Genomic DNA, 17,493 nt, shown 5'->3' on the forward strand with positions numbered 1-17,493 from the left:
AGTAAGTACTTACTCACGGGAGAATAGAGATAGTAGTACCTAGCATCACCGCACCCCATGGCGTATTTGGAATGCCCTGCACGCTTCGCAGTGCCTGTGTAATCACGTAGTTCTCTGGCGTCGTCAGTACCACCAATGGTTGCATGAACATGTTCCAGAAGAAGACGAACTGCACGATAGCAAGCGTCGCGAGCGCCGGTTTCATCAGTGGCAATACCACACTCCAGTAAGTACGGAATTCACCTGCGCCATCTAGCTTCGCTGCTTCTAACAGCTCTTTCGGAATCGACGCCACCACGTGCTGACGCATCAAGAAAATACCAAATGGCGTGGTGGTGAATGGTAGCCAAACCGCTAAGTGGTTATCGAGCAAACCAAGGAACTTCACGATCATAAAGTAAGGGATCAGGCTCAATACTGGCGGAATCATCATCGAGCCAACTAACATGCCAAACAGCACGTTTTTACCTTTGAACTTGTAGACCGCAAACGCGTAACCACCCATGCTACAAAACAGTAATGAAATCGTGGTGCCTAAGAACGCGATGTAGATGGAGTTAAACATCGCCTGCCAGAAAGGCATGATTTCCAGTAGCTTGGCGTAGTTGACCGCTAAGCTATCACCAATGGCAAAGCTAATGCCTGTACCAAAAATTTCGGTACGATCACGGGTTGAAAGTAACGCCGACCAAATGAACGGGAATACCGTCATGATGGCAGAAACAATCAGTACGGAGCCGAGCATCACCATCAATACTTTGGTGAAGATCTCGATGCTGCGATCGCTAGGACGCCAACGCTGCTCCGCAGGTAAAGTGTTAGTACTCATCTTATTGCTCCCCTAGACCTTTCTTACCGAAGAAGAAGAATTGAACCGCTGTACAGCCTACAATCAAGGTAAAGAGCAGCCATGAAATTGCTGACGCTGTACCCATTTCTAACCATTCCCAACCCACTTTGTAGAGGTACATAGAGATGGTTAAGCCAGACTGACCCGTACCACCAGTACCGCGCGTTAGGACGAAAGGTTCTTCGAACAACTGCAAGTTACCGATGATGGTCATAGTGACCGCAAAGAAGATGAATGGACGAATCATTGGTAGTGAAATGCTCCAGAATCGACGCCATGCATTTGCACCGTCCATACGTGCCGCTTCCAAAATATCTTTAGGGATAGTCATTAAACCCGTGGTGTAGAGCACAATGTTGAAACCGGTGTATTTCCAAAACACCATGATCGCGATGGATGGTTTCACCATAGTCGCATCATCTAGCCAACGGATAGGTTGGAAATCGTTCACCCAAGAGAATGCCCAGCCAAACAACGTGCTGTCTGCCAGCGCCATCAAGCTTTGGTTGATGATCCCTGAGTTTGGTGAGTACATGTTGAAGAAGATCAGCGACGCTGCCACTGTCGAGGTAATAAACGGCAGAAAGTAAGCCGATGTTAACCAATGGCGAAAACGGTCACCCAGCGACACTAAGATATACGCCACAGGCAAAGCAACTAAGTGCTGAGCCACACCTGATGTGATGGCTAGCCAAAGCGTGTTTTTCAGTGAGCGCCACAACCACGGGTCTGTCAGTGCAATGTGGTAGTTTTCGAACCCCACATAGTCCATTGCCCCCAAACCCTCGACTGGGTTCCACTCATGAAAAGAAAGAAAAATAGAAAACAGCAACGGAAAAATTCCGAATACTGAAAAGATAATCAAAAACGGCAATAGGAATCCATACGGTGTAAGCGCTTTCAAATTTAGACGAGAAAAAATGCTCTCACGCTGTGATGTTTCCATAACCTTGCTCGCTGCCTGATTCATAGTAACGACCTCTTACCTAGAAGGGGGACATGCCCCCTCCTTGCCTTAAGTATTGGCAAAAATTACAGATTACGCGTACGACGTTTAATCATGCGCTCAGCTTCTTTAAGCGCTGTCTTAATATCTTTACCTTCATCCAGCACTTCCATCAGTGCGTTTTCTAAGATGATTGAACGAGCAACGTGATCGCCTTTCGCTGGTGCCACTGGCTTGATGTTCTGCGCCACTTCAGCAAACAATAGGCGCGCTTGCTGACCACCTAGGAATTCGATTTTCTCTTCGAACATTGGGTCGTCGTAAGTCGTGGTGTTAGCAGGGAATGCTGCAATGGTTTCGAAGTGTTTAAGCTGAATATCACGCTTGGTTGTCATGTATTCGATCAGCTTCCACGCTTCATCTTGGTGTTTAGATTGGGTTGGAATCGATAGGAATGAGCCACCCCAGCTTCCGTAAATACCATCAGGAAGATTAGACACGCCCCAGCTGCCTGCTGTTTCTGGCGCAATCCAGTTGTTTAGGTGACCAAGTAGCCAAGCACCAGAAAGCTGAGTGGCAAATGTGCCGTTACGGAAGCCTTCGTACCATTCGTTTGACCACGCGAGAATGCGACCGTCCAAGCCTTTGTCACGGATCTCTTTTGCCACTTCGAACGCGTGCACAAAGCGCTCAGAAGTCACAACTGGGTTGCCGTCTTTGTCGAAGTACAGGCCTTCACCTTCAGGGACTGTAGTGAAGATGATCGCTTGTGCCACATCCGCTGCTGAAGCGATTAGTTGAACATTTTGCTGTTTAAGTTTTTCACCTGCTGCAATGTAAGAATCCCAATCCTTGATCGCTTCGTTAACATCAATGCCCGCTTTTTCAAAAATGTCTGTGCGGTAGTACATGACACCTGGACCTAGATCGACAGGCATCCCGTACACATCACCGTCAGCACCTTTACCTTGCGCCCATGCGTAAGGAGCAAAACTCTCTGCGTATTTATCAGCGCCATAATTTTCAGACAGATTTACCAAGCCGCCCGACGCCACAAATGGACCAATCTTTTCTACATCAACAACAATCACATCACCTGCACCAGAGCCCGTCGCCAAGTTGGTTGTCAGCTTCGTATGGTGGTCACCGTGGTTGTTCATTAGGTAATCAACCTTAATGCCTGTCTCTTTCTCGAAATCTGGCAACAGCACTTTCAAGCTGCTATCGAAGTCAGGAAAACCATCGAAGCGGATTTTAGTTTCATCGGCAGCGTTTACCGTTGCAGCAACACCGAGTGCAGCCGTCATGGCAAGCGTCAAAGTTTTGAGTTTCATGTTGTTGTCCTTAATTATTGTTCTAGAGAGAATTGAGTTCCTTGACCGAACTTCTTGGCACCAGGGTAGGAGTGAGTTTGAAGTTCACATCACGTTTGTTCTTGTTCAGCGCTTGGATGACAAGTTGTACCGCCTCTGCGCTCATCTGTTCTATAGGGAAGTTAACCGTGGTAAGGGCTGGCGTGAGATAGCGAGCAAACAAGATGTCATCAAACCCGACAAGCGAGATTTGCTCTGGCACTTGCATGCCCTCTGCCTTCAAGACTTCATAAGCACCAAACGCCATGTGATCATTACAAGCAAAAACTGCGGTGAAACCGCTTTCACGTTTAAGCAATTTTCTCATTGCACTGATGCCAGATTCTTCTGTAAAACCGGCCTCGGACACCAACGCTTCGTCATACACGATTTCCGCTTCTTCAAGAGCCTTGCGGTAACCTTGTAGACGCCCCCGTGCGTCAGATCTGTCCAGAGGTCCGGTAATACATGCAATGTTGCGATGCCCCATTCGCAACAAGTATTCGGTTGCCATTCGGCCACCAAATTCGTTATCGATCTCGATACAGCTATGAGCCATTTCAGGGATGTATCGGTTAACCAACACTACCGGTATCCCTTTATTATCGAGGTCGATCAGATAATCATCAGAAAGACTTTGTGTGTGCAGAATCATCGCATCAACACGGCGACCAAGCAGAAACTCAACCGACTCGCGTTGACTCTGTTCGGTATTCGAACCTGCCGTCACTATCACGTGATAGCCCATGCGACGTAAGCGCTCTTCAATACTGTGCAGAATGCACGAGTAAAATGGGCCACCCAACTCAGGAACGATAATGCCGATACTGCCAGTACGACTCGAAGCCAATGCCTGCGCAATAGAGTTAGGTCGGTAGTTCAGATCTTTAATCGCTTTCTCAACTTTAAGCTTTTTGTGCTGGCTAACGCGGCACGTACCGTTAATCACTCTTGAAACGGTCGCTTGAGAAACTCCCGAATATTCGGATACATCTTTTATTGTCACCAAAAGAGACCTCTCCACTAAATGCACACTGCGAGTTTCTACTTTTTTGAAAACGCTTTCATATCGTAAAAGTATTCAGTATTAACACCATGCTTAAAGTGAGGGATATCACAACGAATAAGGGTCTAAATCGAGTAAGTTAGTAAAAAGTGAGTCCAATGACAAAAAAGCACATACCCATGAAACCGTTTCATGAAACCCGAGAAACAACAAATTTGGAACGACTTATCGGCTTATCACCCCATCAAGCAGCGATTTCACTAGATAATTGGTGCTCTTGAAGTGTGCACTAATTATCCGAAATTCATCAACTCAGAGGGCGTAAATGTAACCAGGCTCTAGAGCTATCAGCCAATCAAAGACAATGCACAAAATGCTTCGATCTGAAGACTATCTTAGCTTTCACAACCTTCTCTAATAACCAAATATTATCATTTAAATAAACAATGATAATTTTATTTGATTTAGCCATGCCCATATACTCCCTTCTGTCGAAACAAAGCTGAAAAATTAAAGGTATTGGTAGCAAATTATGAAAATGAATCACGTAGGTATCATGGTTGGTGATATGGACAAAGCGGTTGAGTTCTATACTAAAGCGCTAGGTCTTCGCATTGTGATGAACAACACTAAAGTGATTGAAGAACGAGAGTCTGCGATTGGCCGCATGTGTATTGCTGTTTTTGGTGAGGGCTTCAAAGGCTTCAACATTGCACACCTAGTAACAACAGATGGTATCGGTGTTGAACTGTTTGAGATGAAAGATCGTCAAGAACGTCATGAAATAGACTTCTCTCGCCTAGGTATCTTCCACTTCTGCTTACAGTTACCAAAAGAACAGTTTGATACGGCAATCAAACGTGTTGAAGAGTATGGCGGTAAAGTTCGTATGGACATCATGCGTTACCATCCAGAAGACGAGTTAAAGCAAGCACAAATGGTTTACCTAGAAGACCCGTTTGGCAACCTGTTTGAGTTTTACTCACACTCTTACGAAGACACTTACGCTTCCGACTATGAATAAGTAAAAACATAAAGCAAAAGGTTGGCTCTGATGTCAACCTTTTTTGTATTCATTCCTAGGCCAGATATAAGGCCAAAAAAGCTAATCTCTTCTGAATAATTGTTCTTAACTCTCATCAAACTATATCAAAAGAGTTCTCGATAACTTTAATGATCTGTTCATAATGCCTAGTGTTAAACTGCATCCAAAACTGATCCACTTCACTCCCTGATTTGCACCGAAAACTGATCCACATCATCTAACCTAATTCCTTCTGAGTCTTAGCAGGAGAATGTAGAGTGATTGACGTGTCATTATTAAGTGTTATTCGTCGCTGGCATTTCCGCGATGGAATATCGCAAAGAGAAATTGCTAGAGGTACAGGATTATCCCGAAATACCGTTAAGCGTTATTTGAAAGATCAAACCATCGAACCTGTTTATCCAAAGCGGTATTCATTGAGTAAACTCAATGAGTTTGAAGAATTACTGACTTCTTGGCTAAAACGAGAAATGAAGCGACCGAGAAGGCAGCGAAAAACGGTCAAAAACCTTTTTCAAGACCTCGTTCCACTAGGCTATAGCGGCTCGTATGACAGGGTCGCATCATTCGCACGCAAATGGCGAGAAGAACAAAAACTCGATGCCTCTAAACAAACGTATATGCCGCTAGAGTTTGCCCAAGGTGAAGCCTTTGAGTTTGATTGGGGCGAAAATTGGGCCTATATCAATGGCCATAAAACCAAACTACAAGGCGTTCCCTAGCGGGGTATCTACGATAATATGAAAACCGCGGTTGATGCGGTGAAAAAAGCAAAAGAACGAGTGGTTAATCATCGTTTTTTAACCATGGTCAGTCACTACCTGTTTGAAGCCGACTTCTGCAACCCAGCAAGCAGGTTGGGAAAAAGGACAAATCGAGAAAAACGTGCGCGATACACGCTCTATCATCTGGCAACGCGATCCTAGGGTGAAAACCTTAGAAGAGCTTAATGAGTGGCTAGAAGTTCAGTGTTTGCTCGACTGGCAGTCGCACAAACGCCCTCAATATCGTGATATGACCATAGAGAAAATGTGGCTGAGTGAGCGCTCTCACTTAATGAAAGTCACGGCACCGTTTGATAGCTTTACCGAGCAAAGCAAGCGAGTCTCTTCTACCTGTTTGGTGAACTTCGACCGAAATAAATACTCCGTGCCCGCAAGTTACGCAAACCGACGAATCAGTCTGCACGCCTACCCTGATAGCATTGTCTTGGTGGCAGAAGGTCAGCCAATCGCAGAGCACCAAAGAATTTTTAACCCCAGACATGATCCGCCATACATTGTTTATAACTGGCGACATTACCTATTGGTTGCACAACGTAAACCAGACTCTATACGTAATGGCGCACCGTTTCACTTGCTCCCTGAGAGCTTTAAGCACCTGCAATCCATATTATTGCAGCGTCTTGGCGGCGATAAGTAAATGGTCGAAGTCTTGTCACTGGTTCTTCATCACGATGAAAAACTCGTAGAGCAAACCATAAACATGGCACTGGAAGCAGGCACACCATCGAAACAACACGTCATAAACTGTTTAAGCCGCTTACTCAATCCTACCTCAGTCGTACCAGTCCCCATATCTCAAGGGCTACGACTGGTTACCGAGCCAACCAGTGATACGTCGCGATATGACGAATTAAGAGGTAAACGTCATGCACAATGAAGCGTTATTAAGCACATTAAAGGCACTTGCGTATTTCGGAGCATTCCGAACAGCCATTTCGGCATGACCCGAACACCTATTTCGGTTTAATCCGAACGCACATTCCGCGATTATCCGAACACTTTTAAGCAAACTCCGAAATCAGCGTTCGGAATAGCGAAAACCGCGTTCGGAATGCCCGAAATCCTTCCTTTTTCTCTTTTAAATCAATAGCTCGCTATTCTTTACTTCTTAAACAAGAACGTAAGGAAGCGACAATGGCGAAAAAGAGAACTCCAATGAACAAAATCAAAGAGATATTACGCCTTAAGTACGAGTGTGGGTTGTCCTACCGTAGTATTGCTAGTTGTCTCAATGCCAGCCTTGCAACAGTCTCAGAGCTTGTCGCTCGCTTTAAGCAAAGTCAGATAGGCTGGCCTCTCCCAGAAGGTTGCAGTGATACAGACCTTACCAAAGCCCTATATCATTCGAAGCAAGCCAGTCGAGACAAGGTTATGCCAGACTTCGCTCAGTACGCTGTCGAACTCAAGCGTAAAGGCATGACAAAGATGTTATTGTGGCAGGAGTACCATGAGCAATATCAAGAGCAAGCTTACGCTTACACTCAGTTCTGCGAGCACTTCACTCGTTGGTTCAAAACTCAAAAGCGCAGTATGCGTAAGCTCCATGTTGCAGGTGATAAACTGTTCATCGATTACTGTGGGCCTCGGCTTCAAGTGGTCAACCCTGATACAGATGAAGTGCGCGAAGCAGAAGTGTTCGTGGCGACCTTAGGTGCGTCCAATTACACCTATGTTGAAGCCTTCCCGAGTCAAGGTAAGTCTTACTGGTTAGAGGCGCATGCCAATGCGCTCGAACACTTCGGTGGTGTACCACGGCTCTTGGTTCCCGATAATCTACGCAGCGCGGTCAGCAAAGCTAACCGTTATGAACCGAGGCTTAATGAAAGCTATCAAAAACTGGCAAATCATTATCAAACTGACGTGATGCCAGCTCGCCCCTACAAACCGAAAGACAAAGCCAAAGCAGAAAATGCAGTCCTCCTAGTGGAACGTTGGATCATGATGCGACTTCGCCATCAAACCTTCTATACCTTCAAAGAGCTGAACCTTGCCATCCGTGAGCTGATGAATGACTTAAACGAACGTGAGATGAAGCATTATGGGGCGAGCCGCAAAGCGCTGTTCGACAAACTCGATAACCCACGTTAAAGCCCCTTCCTAAGCAGCGATATCTCTATACCGAAACCAAGCGAGCCAAGGTTGGGCCTGATTATCACATCGAATATCGCCGCCACTACTACTCGGTTCCCCATCAACTTGTTGGCCACTATGTCGAACTGGAAGCCTCCAACCGTCTGGTGCAAATCTACCATCAAGGTAACTTGGTCGCCCAGCACCCGCGTAGCCAAAGGGAGCGCGGAAACAGCACTCAACCTGAGCACATGCCGAGTAATCATCAACATCAAAAGTGGTCGCCTGGACGTTTACTCAACTGGGGAGCCAATATCGGCCCCGCCACACGGGAAGTCGTCAATAAAATGCTGAACTCTAAGCCTCATCCCGAGCAGTCGTATCGTTCCTGCCTTGGGCTGCTCAACTTGAGCAAAGCCCATGGCGAATCGCGCCTAGAGCAAGCTTGTAAAGATGCACTGATGCTGACAAAACCCAATTACACCTTCGTCAACAATCTACTCAAGAACAATCGTGAGGGGCAACTGAGTAAAGATAAAGCGAATACGCCGAACCTTGTTCACAGCAATGTTCGTGGCCCGAACTGTTATCACTAGGAGAAAGGATATGAACGCACTGAACGACCAACTCAAAACCCTCCGCTTGAGCCATGCGGCGAAAGCGTTAGAGCAGCAACAAGAGCAACTGACGACCTACGCAGAGCTGTACTTCGAGGAAAGGTTAAGCCTACTTCTGGAAAGTGAAATCTTGAATCGCAATCAGACCAAAATCCAACGCTTAAAACGACAAGCCAAGCTGAGAGTGGATGCTCAGCCGAGCCAACTCATCTAAAAGGAGGGACGAAACCTCAACCGCAAGCAGATGAGCGAACTTCTAACGGGTGGCTATCTGCACAAGCACCAGAACATCTTGATCACAGGCCCAACAGGAGCAGGTAAAACGTATCTTGGCTGCGCACTTGCAACCAGCGCCTGCGACCAACAACAAACGGTCAGATACTACCGATTAACTCGCTTGCTTGATGATCTGACCGCAGGTCGTCTGGATGGTAGCTATCAAAAGCAACTTCAATCGTTGGCTAAGAAAGCTCTACTGATCCTCGACGACTGGGGGATGGAAAAACTGACTCAAGAGCATGCAGGTCACTTGTTAGAAGTGCTTGAAGACCGCTACCAAAACAGCAGCACAATCGTCATCAGTCAACTACCCGTAAAGGAGTGGTACAACATGATCGGCAACGCCACCGTCGCTTACGCTCTAATGGATCGGCTGGTACACAATAGTCATCGAATAGAACTGGGAGGTGAGTCAATGAGAAAACTGGCGCAATCCGAACACTTAGAGTAAAAATAGGGAAAGAGAAAAAGTGCTGGTTCAGGTGTTCGGAATAAACCGAAACAAGCGTTCGCAATCACCGAAATACGCAGGCACTCAAACTTTACGGCATGGTAAGCAGTATCGTTGAACTTGCCTCTCAAAACTCTCCTGCTTATCAGCAAGCTCAACCATACTTGAAACCTTGCTAAAAGCAGAGGTGGCAGACCGCGAAGTGCGCAGCATCGCTTACCAAATGAAAGCGGCAAAGTTCCCTGTCTATCGCGATTTATACGGTTTGACTTTAGCTAGAGTACAGTCGATGAGTATCTGGTACGAGGTCTGCATCGCTGTGAGTTTATCAAAGACAGCCAAAATATTGTGCTTGTTGGTGATCCAGGCACAGGGAAAACGGACTTAGCGACGGCGTTGGGCGTACAAGCCATACACCACCAAATGCGGGTCAGGTTCTATCGACCATAGAACTCGTCAATACGCTGGAACAGGAGAAGCAAGCTGGTCATGTGGGCCGCCTTGCTAATCGACTAGTGAGCTGCGACTTAGTCATACTGGATGAACTAGGGTATGTCCCTTTTAGCCAAGCGGGTGGGGCATTGCTGTTCCATTTACTCAGTAAACTCTACGAGCGCACGAGTATCTTCATAACCACCAATCTCAACTTCACAGAATGATCGAAAGTGTTTGGTGATGTAAAGATGACAACGGCATTGCTGGATAGGCTGACTCATCACTGTCACATCATTAAAACGGGTAACGAGAGCTATCGTTTTAAGGAATCAAAAAAGAAGTCGAAGGAGAAAAACAAATAGAAACTAACGTGAAAATGTAGTCTAGATTAGACTTACTTAGATGGAATACTTTTCAATGCAAATGGTGGTTCAGATTTAAGTGCAAATTAACAATTAAGTTAAGATACGACAAAGTCGCTGGGTGCACAAACTTACACCAATCCAACTCTAATTAGTGTAAGTAACTAAAATTTCCCGCTCTCAGGTGTATTAGTTCCACTAACTTGAACTGCTCCTCCTGAGTACATTATGCTCTGAGAGGCTATTCGGTGAAGAGCCGAAACAAAATAAGCAAAAATAGTGATTTAAATCACAATTAAGAGTTATTTTCCGCAGCTCCCCTCAATGTTCCCCCAGGAGGAGGCATAAAGAAAAAAGAAATTATAAAACAGCGCCTTATAGTAAAACCGAGAATCCCTCTTAAATGCTTTGTTAAGTGGCTTTTTTCACTTTAGCTAATACTTCTGGCTTTTTGAGCTCTGTTGCCAAGAATGTAACCCATTGCTTTGTATATAAATAACCATCAAAACCCTCAATAAATGAAGCATACTCGCCTTTAAAAGCTGGAGCATTATCTCTAGGGCGAGCCTCGAAGAATTTCCAGCATTTCGTATGTAATGGCATATTAAAAAATGGAATTTTTTCACGAACAAGAGCCATAACTTTTGAGGGTTTCAGTTTGTAAGGATTCTCGATGCCCTTGATGAATGCGACCCCTTGTTCGTAATTTTGTAATTCTTCTTCAGATAACTTACTTACATTAATAAACTCAACAGCGATATCAGATGATTTGGCGTGATTACCGAGCTTTGGAACCAACATGGCACGAATACGATACTGCTGACTTTCAACAATATTGTCTTCTAAATCTGCACGATACGTTTCCATGTAATGACGAACAACTTTGTAGTTTTCTTTTTGAAGTTGCTTCATTGCATCAATTTGAGCCTGTTCTGATACACGGCTTAGTTGCATGGCAATAGCTAGGTTTGTACTAAGGGCATGGGAATCACCAAACTCTTCTGCAAGTAAATTTTCAAAGTTGATCAAGGCTGCTTGGCATTCACCAGCAACTGCAAGATCTATTGCAGGAAGGCTTCTATGCTCAATTTTGTTTCTAAGTCCGATCAAGAACTGTAAATTGAATTTTTCAGGACGCTCTTCTCCGTTCCAATATTTATTGCAGCACTCCATTAACTCCCATGCTTTCTCTTCTCCATCAATAATGACTGGTTTTCCATCTTTATGATGGAAGTAATTAACGCCTTTCTTTTCAAAGATCGCATGGAATAATGCTGTATATGCAATAACAATATTTACGATGTAACCGTAGGTTTTAAATTCTGTATAAGGGTTGTTATATGTAGAAACAGCTAGCAAAGCAAACTCTCTGGCTTTATGAAGCAACATGCCTTTTGCTGATTGATCAGCGACTTGCTGTAATTTTTGACTATGGACTGCTCTAAATTCTTCTTTACTTAAAAACTTGATACCAGTAGTCAAATAATGTGAGCCATCCTTTTGTACATATTGGTGCCAACGTTTAGATGGATATGTCCCACATGTCTGTTTTTTCCAACCAGTAACCTTAGCTAACTCGTCGATTGTAAATGACTCACCCTCTGTTTCTTTTGCAGAAAGAAATGCATAAGCCAAATCAACTTTATCATACCTACTCAATTTTATTCCTCCTGACTTGGTTGAGCCACTTAACGCCGCGTTAAGTGGTGAGCAACGCAGACCACCAACCTAAAATATTGTGCCGTACACACTAAAGCCAAACCAAACGAAAAATGCCACGCGTTGCGAATCCGTCTTTAACGCTTTGTTAGCTTATTGTTTTCCGAGCATTTTATACTAAAACAACAACTTATTTTGACATTAAACGAGAAGTCGAGATTATAAACATAGCCGACAACTTTATGATGATCTAAGTATTAACTTGAGCTTTGCCAAAGCCGCCGAGCGTGGAGACTCACGGAACTTCACTCACCAATGCTCGTATTGGATTTGCTGCTTTCAAGTGCAAAACTTTGCCATGAATGAAATAGAGGCGGTACTGACATTACCACCAACAAACCAAGACCAAGTGAGCTTACGACCACACACGGTAAAAATTGCCGCTTAACAAATGTTACTTACTACCGCTGATACAACCAAAATATTTGCCAATCAGATTGCTCATTTTGAAGATGTGGCCTACCTAACATCAGCTATATGAGTTTGATTTTTCAGACTGTAAGCTAACGCCCAATTAAGGTGTGAGGCACGCTATGCCGATGCCGCCGCATACCGCCTTAATCACTAAAACCAACGCATAGCAAAAGTGCCACGCGTGCCGAATCACTCTTAAATTGTTTGTTAGTACGCTGTTCTAAAACTTTTTGGTTTGCACCAAGATATTGAAATATAGCACGAAACTGTTGGTTTAAAACGCTGAAGCCAAACGGACAACCGCCAAACTGGAACTCAATCTCAAGACGCAAGTGGGCTAGAAGAAAAACACGCCAAACTTCCCTATTTTGACTGGTTTCAAATTAGCAAGGGATTCGGTCACCGAACTTTGACAACCACACCAAAGTACAGAATTGAAGGCTAAAAAGCCAACAACACAAAAGAATCCGCACCAACGAAATAGCCCAAAAGTTAGAAACCGTAAACGGTGAAATCGACGCGGGCGCTACGCATATAGTGCCACCGGAAAGAACGTGAAAGGCACATTTGATCCAGTGAAAAGCTAGGAAACGAAACAGATAAACACCGAAATTTTTAACCTTTGATACCAATCCCGTACTAACGCCGCGTTAAGTGGTGAGCAACGCCGACCACTGTACTTAAAGTATTGTGCCGTATACACTAAAGCTGAAGCAAACTAAAAATGCCAAGCGTTGGGAATCCGTCTTAAACGCTTTGTTATGGTGATTTTTCGATAATCTCAAAATACTTTGAGGATAGAGTGCGCGATAGTCTCGGTTGTTCGATAATACTGCATAGTTCGAGTACCGATAATAATGAAAGTCGACAAGATTCAGCAAGTATCCAGAAATTGTGCTCCGAAAGATTACGACCCGTAACTTCGTCACCTTGAGTGCGTGAGGCTACTTGGAAAAAACCACCATGGGTATAATCATTCATAGCTTTCCACTTTCCAGCCTTGTATCGTTGCAGTGCTCCGCCTTGGTAACCGTCTGTAGTTTCGATATCAGCAATTAGGTCATTAACTTTTAAATCCAGCTTTTTATTTCCAATAAACTTGTCGATGTGAGCATCGGAGGCACAACGAAGAAACCAAAGCCCTCTCAACATTGACTCGAATTGGCAGCGAAGAAGCGAAAAAGACGAACCAAATAGGTTACTTTTAGCTAAATTTAATATTGATTGATGGTGCTCTAAACTCAAATGCAACAGTCCCATTGCAACACGTCGTCTTGCATTAGGCTCAAAACTCACTCCATCGAGCTGAAGTTGATAATATCTAGACCAAGTTTCAAAATCTTCAATTTTCATATATCACCATAACGCCCTGTTAAGGGGTGAGCAACGCAATACCAAAGCCACCGCATACCCCCTTAACCACTAAACTCAACGCATAGTAAAAATGCCACGCGTTGCGAATCCCTCTTGAACAGTTTGTTAAATTGCTATTTTCCGTAGCTTTGCATTTGCTGATAACACGATTGAGTCACCTGAGATACGCCTTACGCTAAAATGGCCACCTGACGACGAAAGTTGCTGTACCTGAAGTAAATCTGAGTCAAGCCTGTCAAACCAGTATGGAGCTAAAGAGCATTGAGCAGAACCTGTCGCTAGATCTTCAGATATACCAATTTTGGGCGCAAAATATCTTAATACGTACCCATTTTCGACATTCGCTGCAGTCACAATTAAAGCATGGTACTTACCAAGCTGTTTAAAGCGCATATCATCAGGCTCAAAATCTCTTACAGATTCTATTGAGGGCAAGACTATAACTAAGTCTCGAGTTGAAAATACGTCAATAGCATCAACAGCCAAATCCGCTATTTCTGGTGGAACTACACATGTTTCACCTTTCCAGCTAGGCAACTCAAGAGTATACATACCATTCTTTTTGGCAATTGAGACGTCTCCGTATTTGCTGCTGAAAAGTACACTATTGAGTTTGTACTTAGAGATGATTGCAGCACCAGCCCCTAAGCTACCATGCCCACACAGATTAATTTCCCCATCCAACGCATACCAACGAATGTGAAACTGTCCATCAAGTTTGATAACAAAAGAGGTAACTGGAAGCCCTGCTTCACAAGTTATTTTCTGTAACTCTTCATCAGAAAGCCAACTATCAAGCTCTAGTACACCACAAGGGTTACCAGAAGCCGACTCACCACCAAACACATCATATGTTTCTAATTTGATAATTCACCACCCTCGATTGCAATTTAACGCCGCGTTAAGTGGTGAGCAACGCTACCACCCTACCTAAACCATTGTGCCGTAAATACTAAAGCTGAATCAAACCGAAAATGCCAAGCGTTGGGAATCCGTCTTAAACGCTTTGTTATGTTCGTACTACAATGTTTAGTGCGATTATATCGAGTTGCCCTAACTCATTAAAATTTAGACGAAAGTGCTTGTAACCTTCGTTGTGATTAATCACTTCTGATTCGACGTGTTGCTTAAGCCAAAAAGATGAGCATATTTCATAACAGCAGTCATCTCGCTCCCCTTCAAGTAAATCAAACACCATCTGCCACTTGAATGCTACAGGATCGGCAAAATACAACTTTACCGCTTTTTCTTGCCAATCTTTAAACTCAGCTCGTAAATCACCATCTTCTTGATGGATTTCAGGATATTCTGCATCTGCAGTAGAAAACCCCAAATCTAGTAATTTAACTGTTTCCATAGCCCTTCCTAGCCTAAAGAACATAACGCCTTGTTAAGGTGTGAGGCACGCAATACCGAAGCCTCCGCATACCACCTTAACCATTAAAACCAACGCATAGTAAAAATGCCACGCGTGCCGAATCACTCTTGAACAATTTGTTATAAGGCGGGCTCAAGGATAATATCCTGACCATCAACTTCAATTAGCCCGAAGTCACCTTCTAACGAAAGGGAGCCTTGTAAATAAGAGACTCCTTCAACTTCACCTAATGTTGGAATGTCACTTAAAGTCGTCTTTCTAGCAGATAGCTGCATTCCCTTAAAACGAACAGTTATCGCTTTACCTTGCTTATTACTGACAAAGAGTTTGACCTTCTGATCAGACTCTAAAAGGAATAGTATTTCAATATAGGTATCATCAAAACTTTGATTAAGCGAGAGTAACTCTGAATCAGTTAGACAATTTAGTTCCATATTTCTCCAAGCCTTATAACGCCGCGTTAAGTGGTGAACAACGCGACCACCGAACCTAAACCATTGTGCCGTAAACACTAAAGCTGAATCAAACCGAAAATGCCAAGCGTTGGGAATCCGTCTTAAACGCTTTGTTATGAGCCGTGTTTTAAGAATATGCCTTCTTCTCTGAGTTGGGCACGTAAGTCTAGTAATTGTATATTTGCTGAAATAACTGAAAACAAGTTCCCGATCGCTATTGCGAACATCAAGCCTGCGCCGTAACCAGTCCAAAATTGCGGATCAGGCAGATTAAGCATGTTGAATGCCATACAGAAAAACACAATGCTCGATATTAGCTGGCGTAGCTCTCCGCAACTGACTTTGTATGTGTTGGTTGCGTAGTCGTAATGAATTTTGACTTGTGAACACAAACCACCAAACTTAATGTACATCCTTGTTTCACCACTCTCATAAGCGATATCATTTAGGCTCAACACTTTTTCTATACGCTCAAGCATGTTTTTTGCCTCTTAGAATCAACAATCTGCTTAGACTATTGCTAAAGGCAACTAAATTCATAATCCCATAGGGATTTCACGACAGGCTTCACGATCGACTAAGGCTCATAACGCTTATTAGGCGACACATAGTCGTCTTTCATCCTTCAATAGTGAAATCTCTTTCATATTAACTCAACTGATAATCAATAAATTATACCACATGAAGGGAAGTTAGACTGCAAGATGTCTCCTAATGACGAGAATGAACAATTATCAACTCCATCGAATAACTTTTAGTAGGGTAAACGCACGCCCCCTAAATGTGTAGAGTATTAGCTCTGAACGATTTTGGGGCAAAGGCGTGTTTGCTATAGGCAGTTCATATCACCTCTGTCAAGTTAAACCGACAGAGGAAAAAGTGACAAACTTTATTGTAAATGAACGAACTACCAACAAAAGGGTTCCTGTTCTTGGTTGTCATTATCGACTAGTATAACTGTAAGGTGTTGTCCTCGCGGTTATCGAACACCATGGGTACAAGTTTTATGTATCGTGGCTCTCGAAGAGGTGCTCCAATACTACGGACCACCCGATATCTTTAACTCCGATCAGGGTTGCGAGTTTACTAGCACTGAGTTCACACAGAAGTTGCTCAATGAGGGTATATGGATAAACATGGACGGAAAAGGTCGCTGTATTGACAATCTTTTTATTGAGCGACTATTGATAAGTCTGTAATACGAGGAGATTTACTTAAAAGCTTACAGCACCCCCCGTGAAGCAGAGCTTGAAATCGGGCACTACATGGTGTTTTATAATGAGGAGCGTAAACACTAGGTACTCAATGACCTCCCCCTCATTAAGTCTACTTTGACAGACAGAGATACGCTGCATGAGCTGGTTCAATCACTTAAGATATTGGCTTATGTGTCCAACCATTGGGCTTCACTTCTCTAATCCGTTCATAAAAATAAGTTTCGTAGATGCGTAAAGATAATTTATACACCTTTGATAGCTGGCCTGTAGGTACACCAGAACGCTTAATACACGGCTATTGGGAGTTGGGCGTGATGAGGTTTCACACATTTGATAGTGAATGCGGTAGAGAACTTCAAGATACGTACAATCGCATTAACCATGGACTGGGAGCTAATGTTGTGTACATCGACCTAACTTCAATGGGAGATGGTTATCGATACAAGTCAGAAATCTTAGATGTTATTCGAAGTGATCAGCAAACATGGGTGTGGTTCGTAGGCTGTAGAGCGCTTTTGGAGAGTTCGTTGGCGGGTTGGTTACGCTCTGTTTTGACGACATACAACCTAGACCACGTTCGAGTTGCTTTTGTGCTTGATAGCCGTGAGCAATTCAACCATATCTTTCAGGATTACTCAGCTCCGTTTTATCAATCTACCATAGCTCTGGATCTCTCAAAGAACAGTTAGGCTTATTCTTAGTTACTATTAAATATTTACTCTGCTTTTTAGCTAGTTC

Annotated in this window: 11 protein-coding genes and 6 pseudogenes; 7 read left to right on the top strand and 10 right to left on the bottom strand. The window is 43.8% G+C overall.

The window, feature by feature from the left end:
• Window positions 1-16 precede the first annotated feature (16 nt).
• From CAG69_RS06525 to CAG69_RS06540, 4 genes and pseudogenes are all read right to left on the bottom strand, one after another.
• A pseudogene (locus tag CAG69_RS06525) lies at window positions 17-829 on the bottom strand (carbohydrate ABC transporter permease); the annotation flags it as partial.
• A 1-nt stretch (window position 830) separates the two neighbouring features.
• On the bottom strand, window positions 831-1,820 hold the full coding sequence (locus CAG69_RS06530; RefSeq protein ID WP_161443284.1) for a carbohydrate ABC transporter permease: 990 nt from the start codon (window positions 1,818-1,820) through the stop codon (window positions 831-833).
• A gap of 62 nt (window positions 1,821-1,882) precedes the next feature.
• Window positions 1,883-3,130 carry an ABC transporter substrate-binding protein gene (locus tag CAG69_RS06535; RefSeq protein WP_005428311.1) on the bottom strand — a complete coding sequence of 416 codons (1,248 nt, stop codon included), beginning with the start codon at window positions 3,128-3,130 and terminating at the stop codon, window positions 1,883-1,885.
• A 22-nt stretch (window positions 3,131-3,152) separates the two neighbouring features.
• Complete coding sequence (locus CAG69_RS06540) at window positions 3,153-4,157, bottom strand: LacI family DNA-binding transcriptional regulator (RefSeq protein ID WP_161443286.1); 1,005 nt, start codon at window positions 4,155-4,157, stop codon at window positions 3,153-3,155.
• Between the two features lie 529 nt (window positions 4,158-4,686).
• Here CAG69_RS06540 and CAG69_RS06545 point away from each other — a divergent pair.
• The 5 genes and pseudogenes from CAG69_RS06545 (at window position 4,687) to istB (CAG69_RS06565) (ending at window position 10,198) form a co-directional block, all read left to right on the top strand.
• Entirely contained in the window at window positions 4,687-5,178 is a 492-nt protein-coding gene (locus tag CAG69_RS06545; RefSeq protein WP_161443288.1) for a VOC family protein, read from the top strand.
• 278 nt (window positions 5,179-5,456) lie between these two features.
• Window positions 5,457-6,861 (top strand): annotated as a pseudogene (locus tag CAG69_RS06550) (IS21/IS408/IS1162 family transposase).
• Window positions 6,862-7,118: 257 nt separating this feature from the next.
• Window positions 7,119-8,650 (top strand): annotated as a pseudogene (istA, locus tag CAG69_RS06555) (IS21 family transposase).
• A 10-nt stretch (window positions 8,651-8,660) separates the two neighbouring features.
• Window positions 8,661-9,401, top strand: a pseudogene (gene istB / locus CAG69_RS06560) (IS21-like element ISVch3 family helper ATPase IstB).
• 98 nt (window positions 9,402-9,499) lie between these two features.
• Window positions 9,500-10,198, top strand: a pseudogene (gene istB / locus CAG69_RS06565) (IS21-like element helper ATPase IstB).
• Between the two features lie 411 nt (window positions 10,199-10,609).
• Here istB (CAG69_RS06565) and CAG69_RS06570 read toward each other — a convergent pair.
• The 6 genes from CAG69_RS06570 to CAG69_RS06610 form a co-directional block, all read right to left on the bottom strand.
• Window positions 10,610-11,857: a DUF3644 domain-containing protein gene (locus CAG69_RS06570; RefSeq protein ID WP_045372005.1), complete on the bottom strand. Its 1,248-nt coding sequence runs from the start codon at window positions 11,855-11,857 to the stop codon at window positions 10,610-10,612.
• Between the two features lie 1,233 nt (window positions 11,858-13,090).
• Window positions 13,091-13,684, bottom strand: coding sequence for a DUF6988 family protein (locus tag CAG69_RS06580; protein WP_161443290.1), 594 nt, complete (start codon window positions 13,682-13,684; stop codon window positions 13,091-13,093).
• 126 nt (window positions 13,685-13,810) lie between these two features.
• Entirely contained in the window at window positions 13,811-14,572 is a 762-nt protein-coding gene (locus CAG69_RS06590; RefSeq protein ID WP_337247412.1) for a PhzF family phenazine biosynthesis protein, read from the bottom strand.
• A gap of 142 nt (window positions 14,573-14,714) precedes the next feature.
• Entirely contained in the window at window positions 14,715-15,062 is a 348-nt protein-coding gene (locus CAG69_RS06595) for a hypothetical protein (RefSeq protein WP_161443294.1), read from the bottom strand.
• Between the two features lie 140 nt (window positions 15,063-15,202).
• Complete coding sequence (locus CAG69_RS06605) at window positions 15,203-15,517, bottom strand: hypothetical protein (RefSeq protein WP_054702825.1); 315 nt, start codon at window positions 15,515-15,517, stop codon at window positions 15,203-15,205.
• A gap of 134 nt (window positions 15,518-15,651) precedes the next feature.
• Window positions 15,652-16,017, bottom strand: coding sequence for a hypothetical protein (locus CAG69_RS06610; RefSeq protein ID WP_161443296.1), 366 nt, complete (start codon window positions 16,015-16,017; stop codon window positions 15,652-15,654).
• A 437-nt stretch (window positions 16,018-16,454) separates the two neighbouring features.
• Between CAG69_RS06610 and CAG69_RS06615 the strand changes: the two are divergent.
• Together CAG69_RS06615 and CAG69_RS06620 are read left to right on the top strand one after the other, a co-directional pair.
• Window positions 16,455-16,836, top strand: a pseudogene (locus CAG69_RS06615) (transposase); the annotation flags it as partial.
• 146 nt (window positions 16,837-16,982) lie between these two features.
• Window positions 16,983-17,444: a hypothetical protein gene (locus tag CAG69_RS06620; protein ID WP_161443298.1), complete on the top strand. Its 462-nt coding sequence runs from the start codon at window positions 16,983-16,985 to the stop codon at window positions 17,442-17,444.
• The last annotated feature ends 49 nt before the right edge of the window (window positions 17,445-17,493 follow it).

The sequence above is a fragment of the Vibrio sp. V43_P6S15P86 genome (genome assembly GCF_009904725.1).
GTDB lineage: Bacteria > Pseudomonadota > Gammaproteobacteria > Enterobacterales > Vibrionaceae > Vibrio > Vibrio diabolicus.

Bases quoted from the DNA above. Each gene is read 5' to 3' on its own strand.
- CAG69_RS06610 (WP_161443296.1), bottom strand. From the start codon at position 16,017: ATGCTTGAGCGTATAGAAAAAGTGTTGAGCCTAAATGATATCGCTTAT.
- CAG69_RS06620 (WP_161443298.1), top strand. From the start codon at position 16,983: ATGCGTAAAGATAATTTATACACCTTTGATAGCTGGCCTGTAGGTACA.
- CAG69_RS06530 (WP_161443284.1), bottom strand. From the start codon at position 1,820: ATGAATCAGGCAGCGAGCAAGGTTATGGAAACATCACAGCGTGAGAGC.
- CAG69_RS06580 (WP_161443290.1), bottom strand. From the start codon at position 13,684: ATGAAAATTGAAGATTTTGAAACTTGGTCTAGATATTATCAACTTCAG.
- CAG69_RS06605 (WP_054702825.1), bottom strand. From the start codon at position 15,517: ATGGAACTAAATTGTCTAACTGATTCAGAGTTACTCTCGCTTAATCAA.
- CAG69_RS06595 (WP_161443294.1), bottom strand. From the start codon at position 15,062: ATGGAAACAGTTAAATTACTAGATTTGGGGTTTTCTACTGCAGATGCA.
- CAG69_RS06535 (WP_005428311.1), bottom strand. From the start codon at position 3,130: ATGAAACTCAAAACTTTGACGCTTGCCATGACGGCTGCACTCGGTGTT.
- CAG69_RS06545 (WP_161443288.1), top strand. From the start codon at position 4,687: ATGAAAATGAATCACGTAGGTATCATGGTTGGTGATATGGACAAAGCG.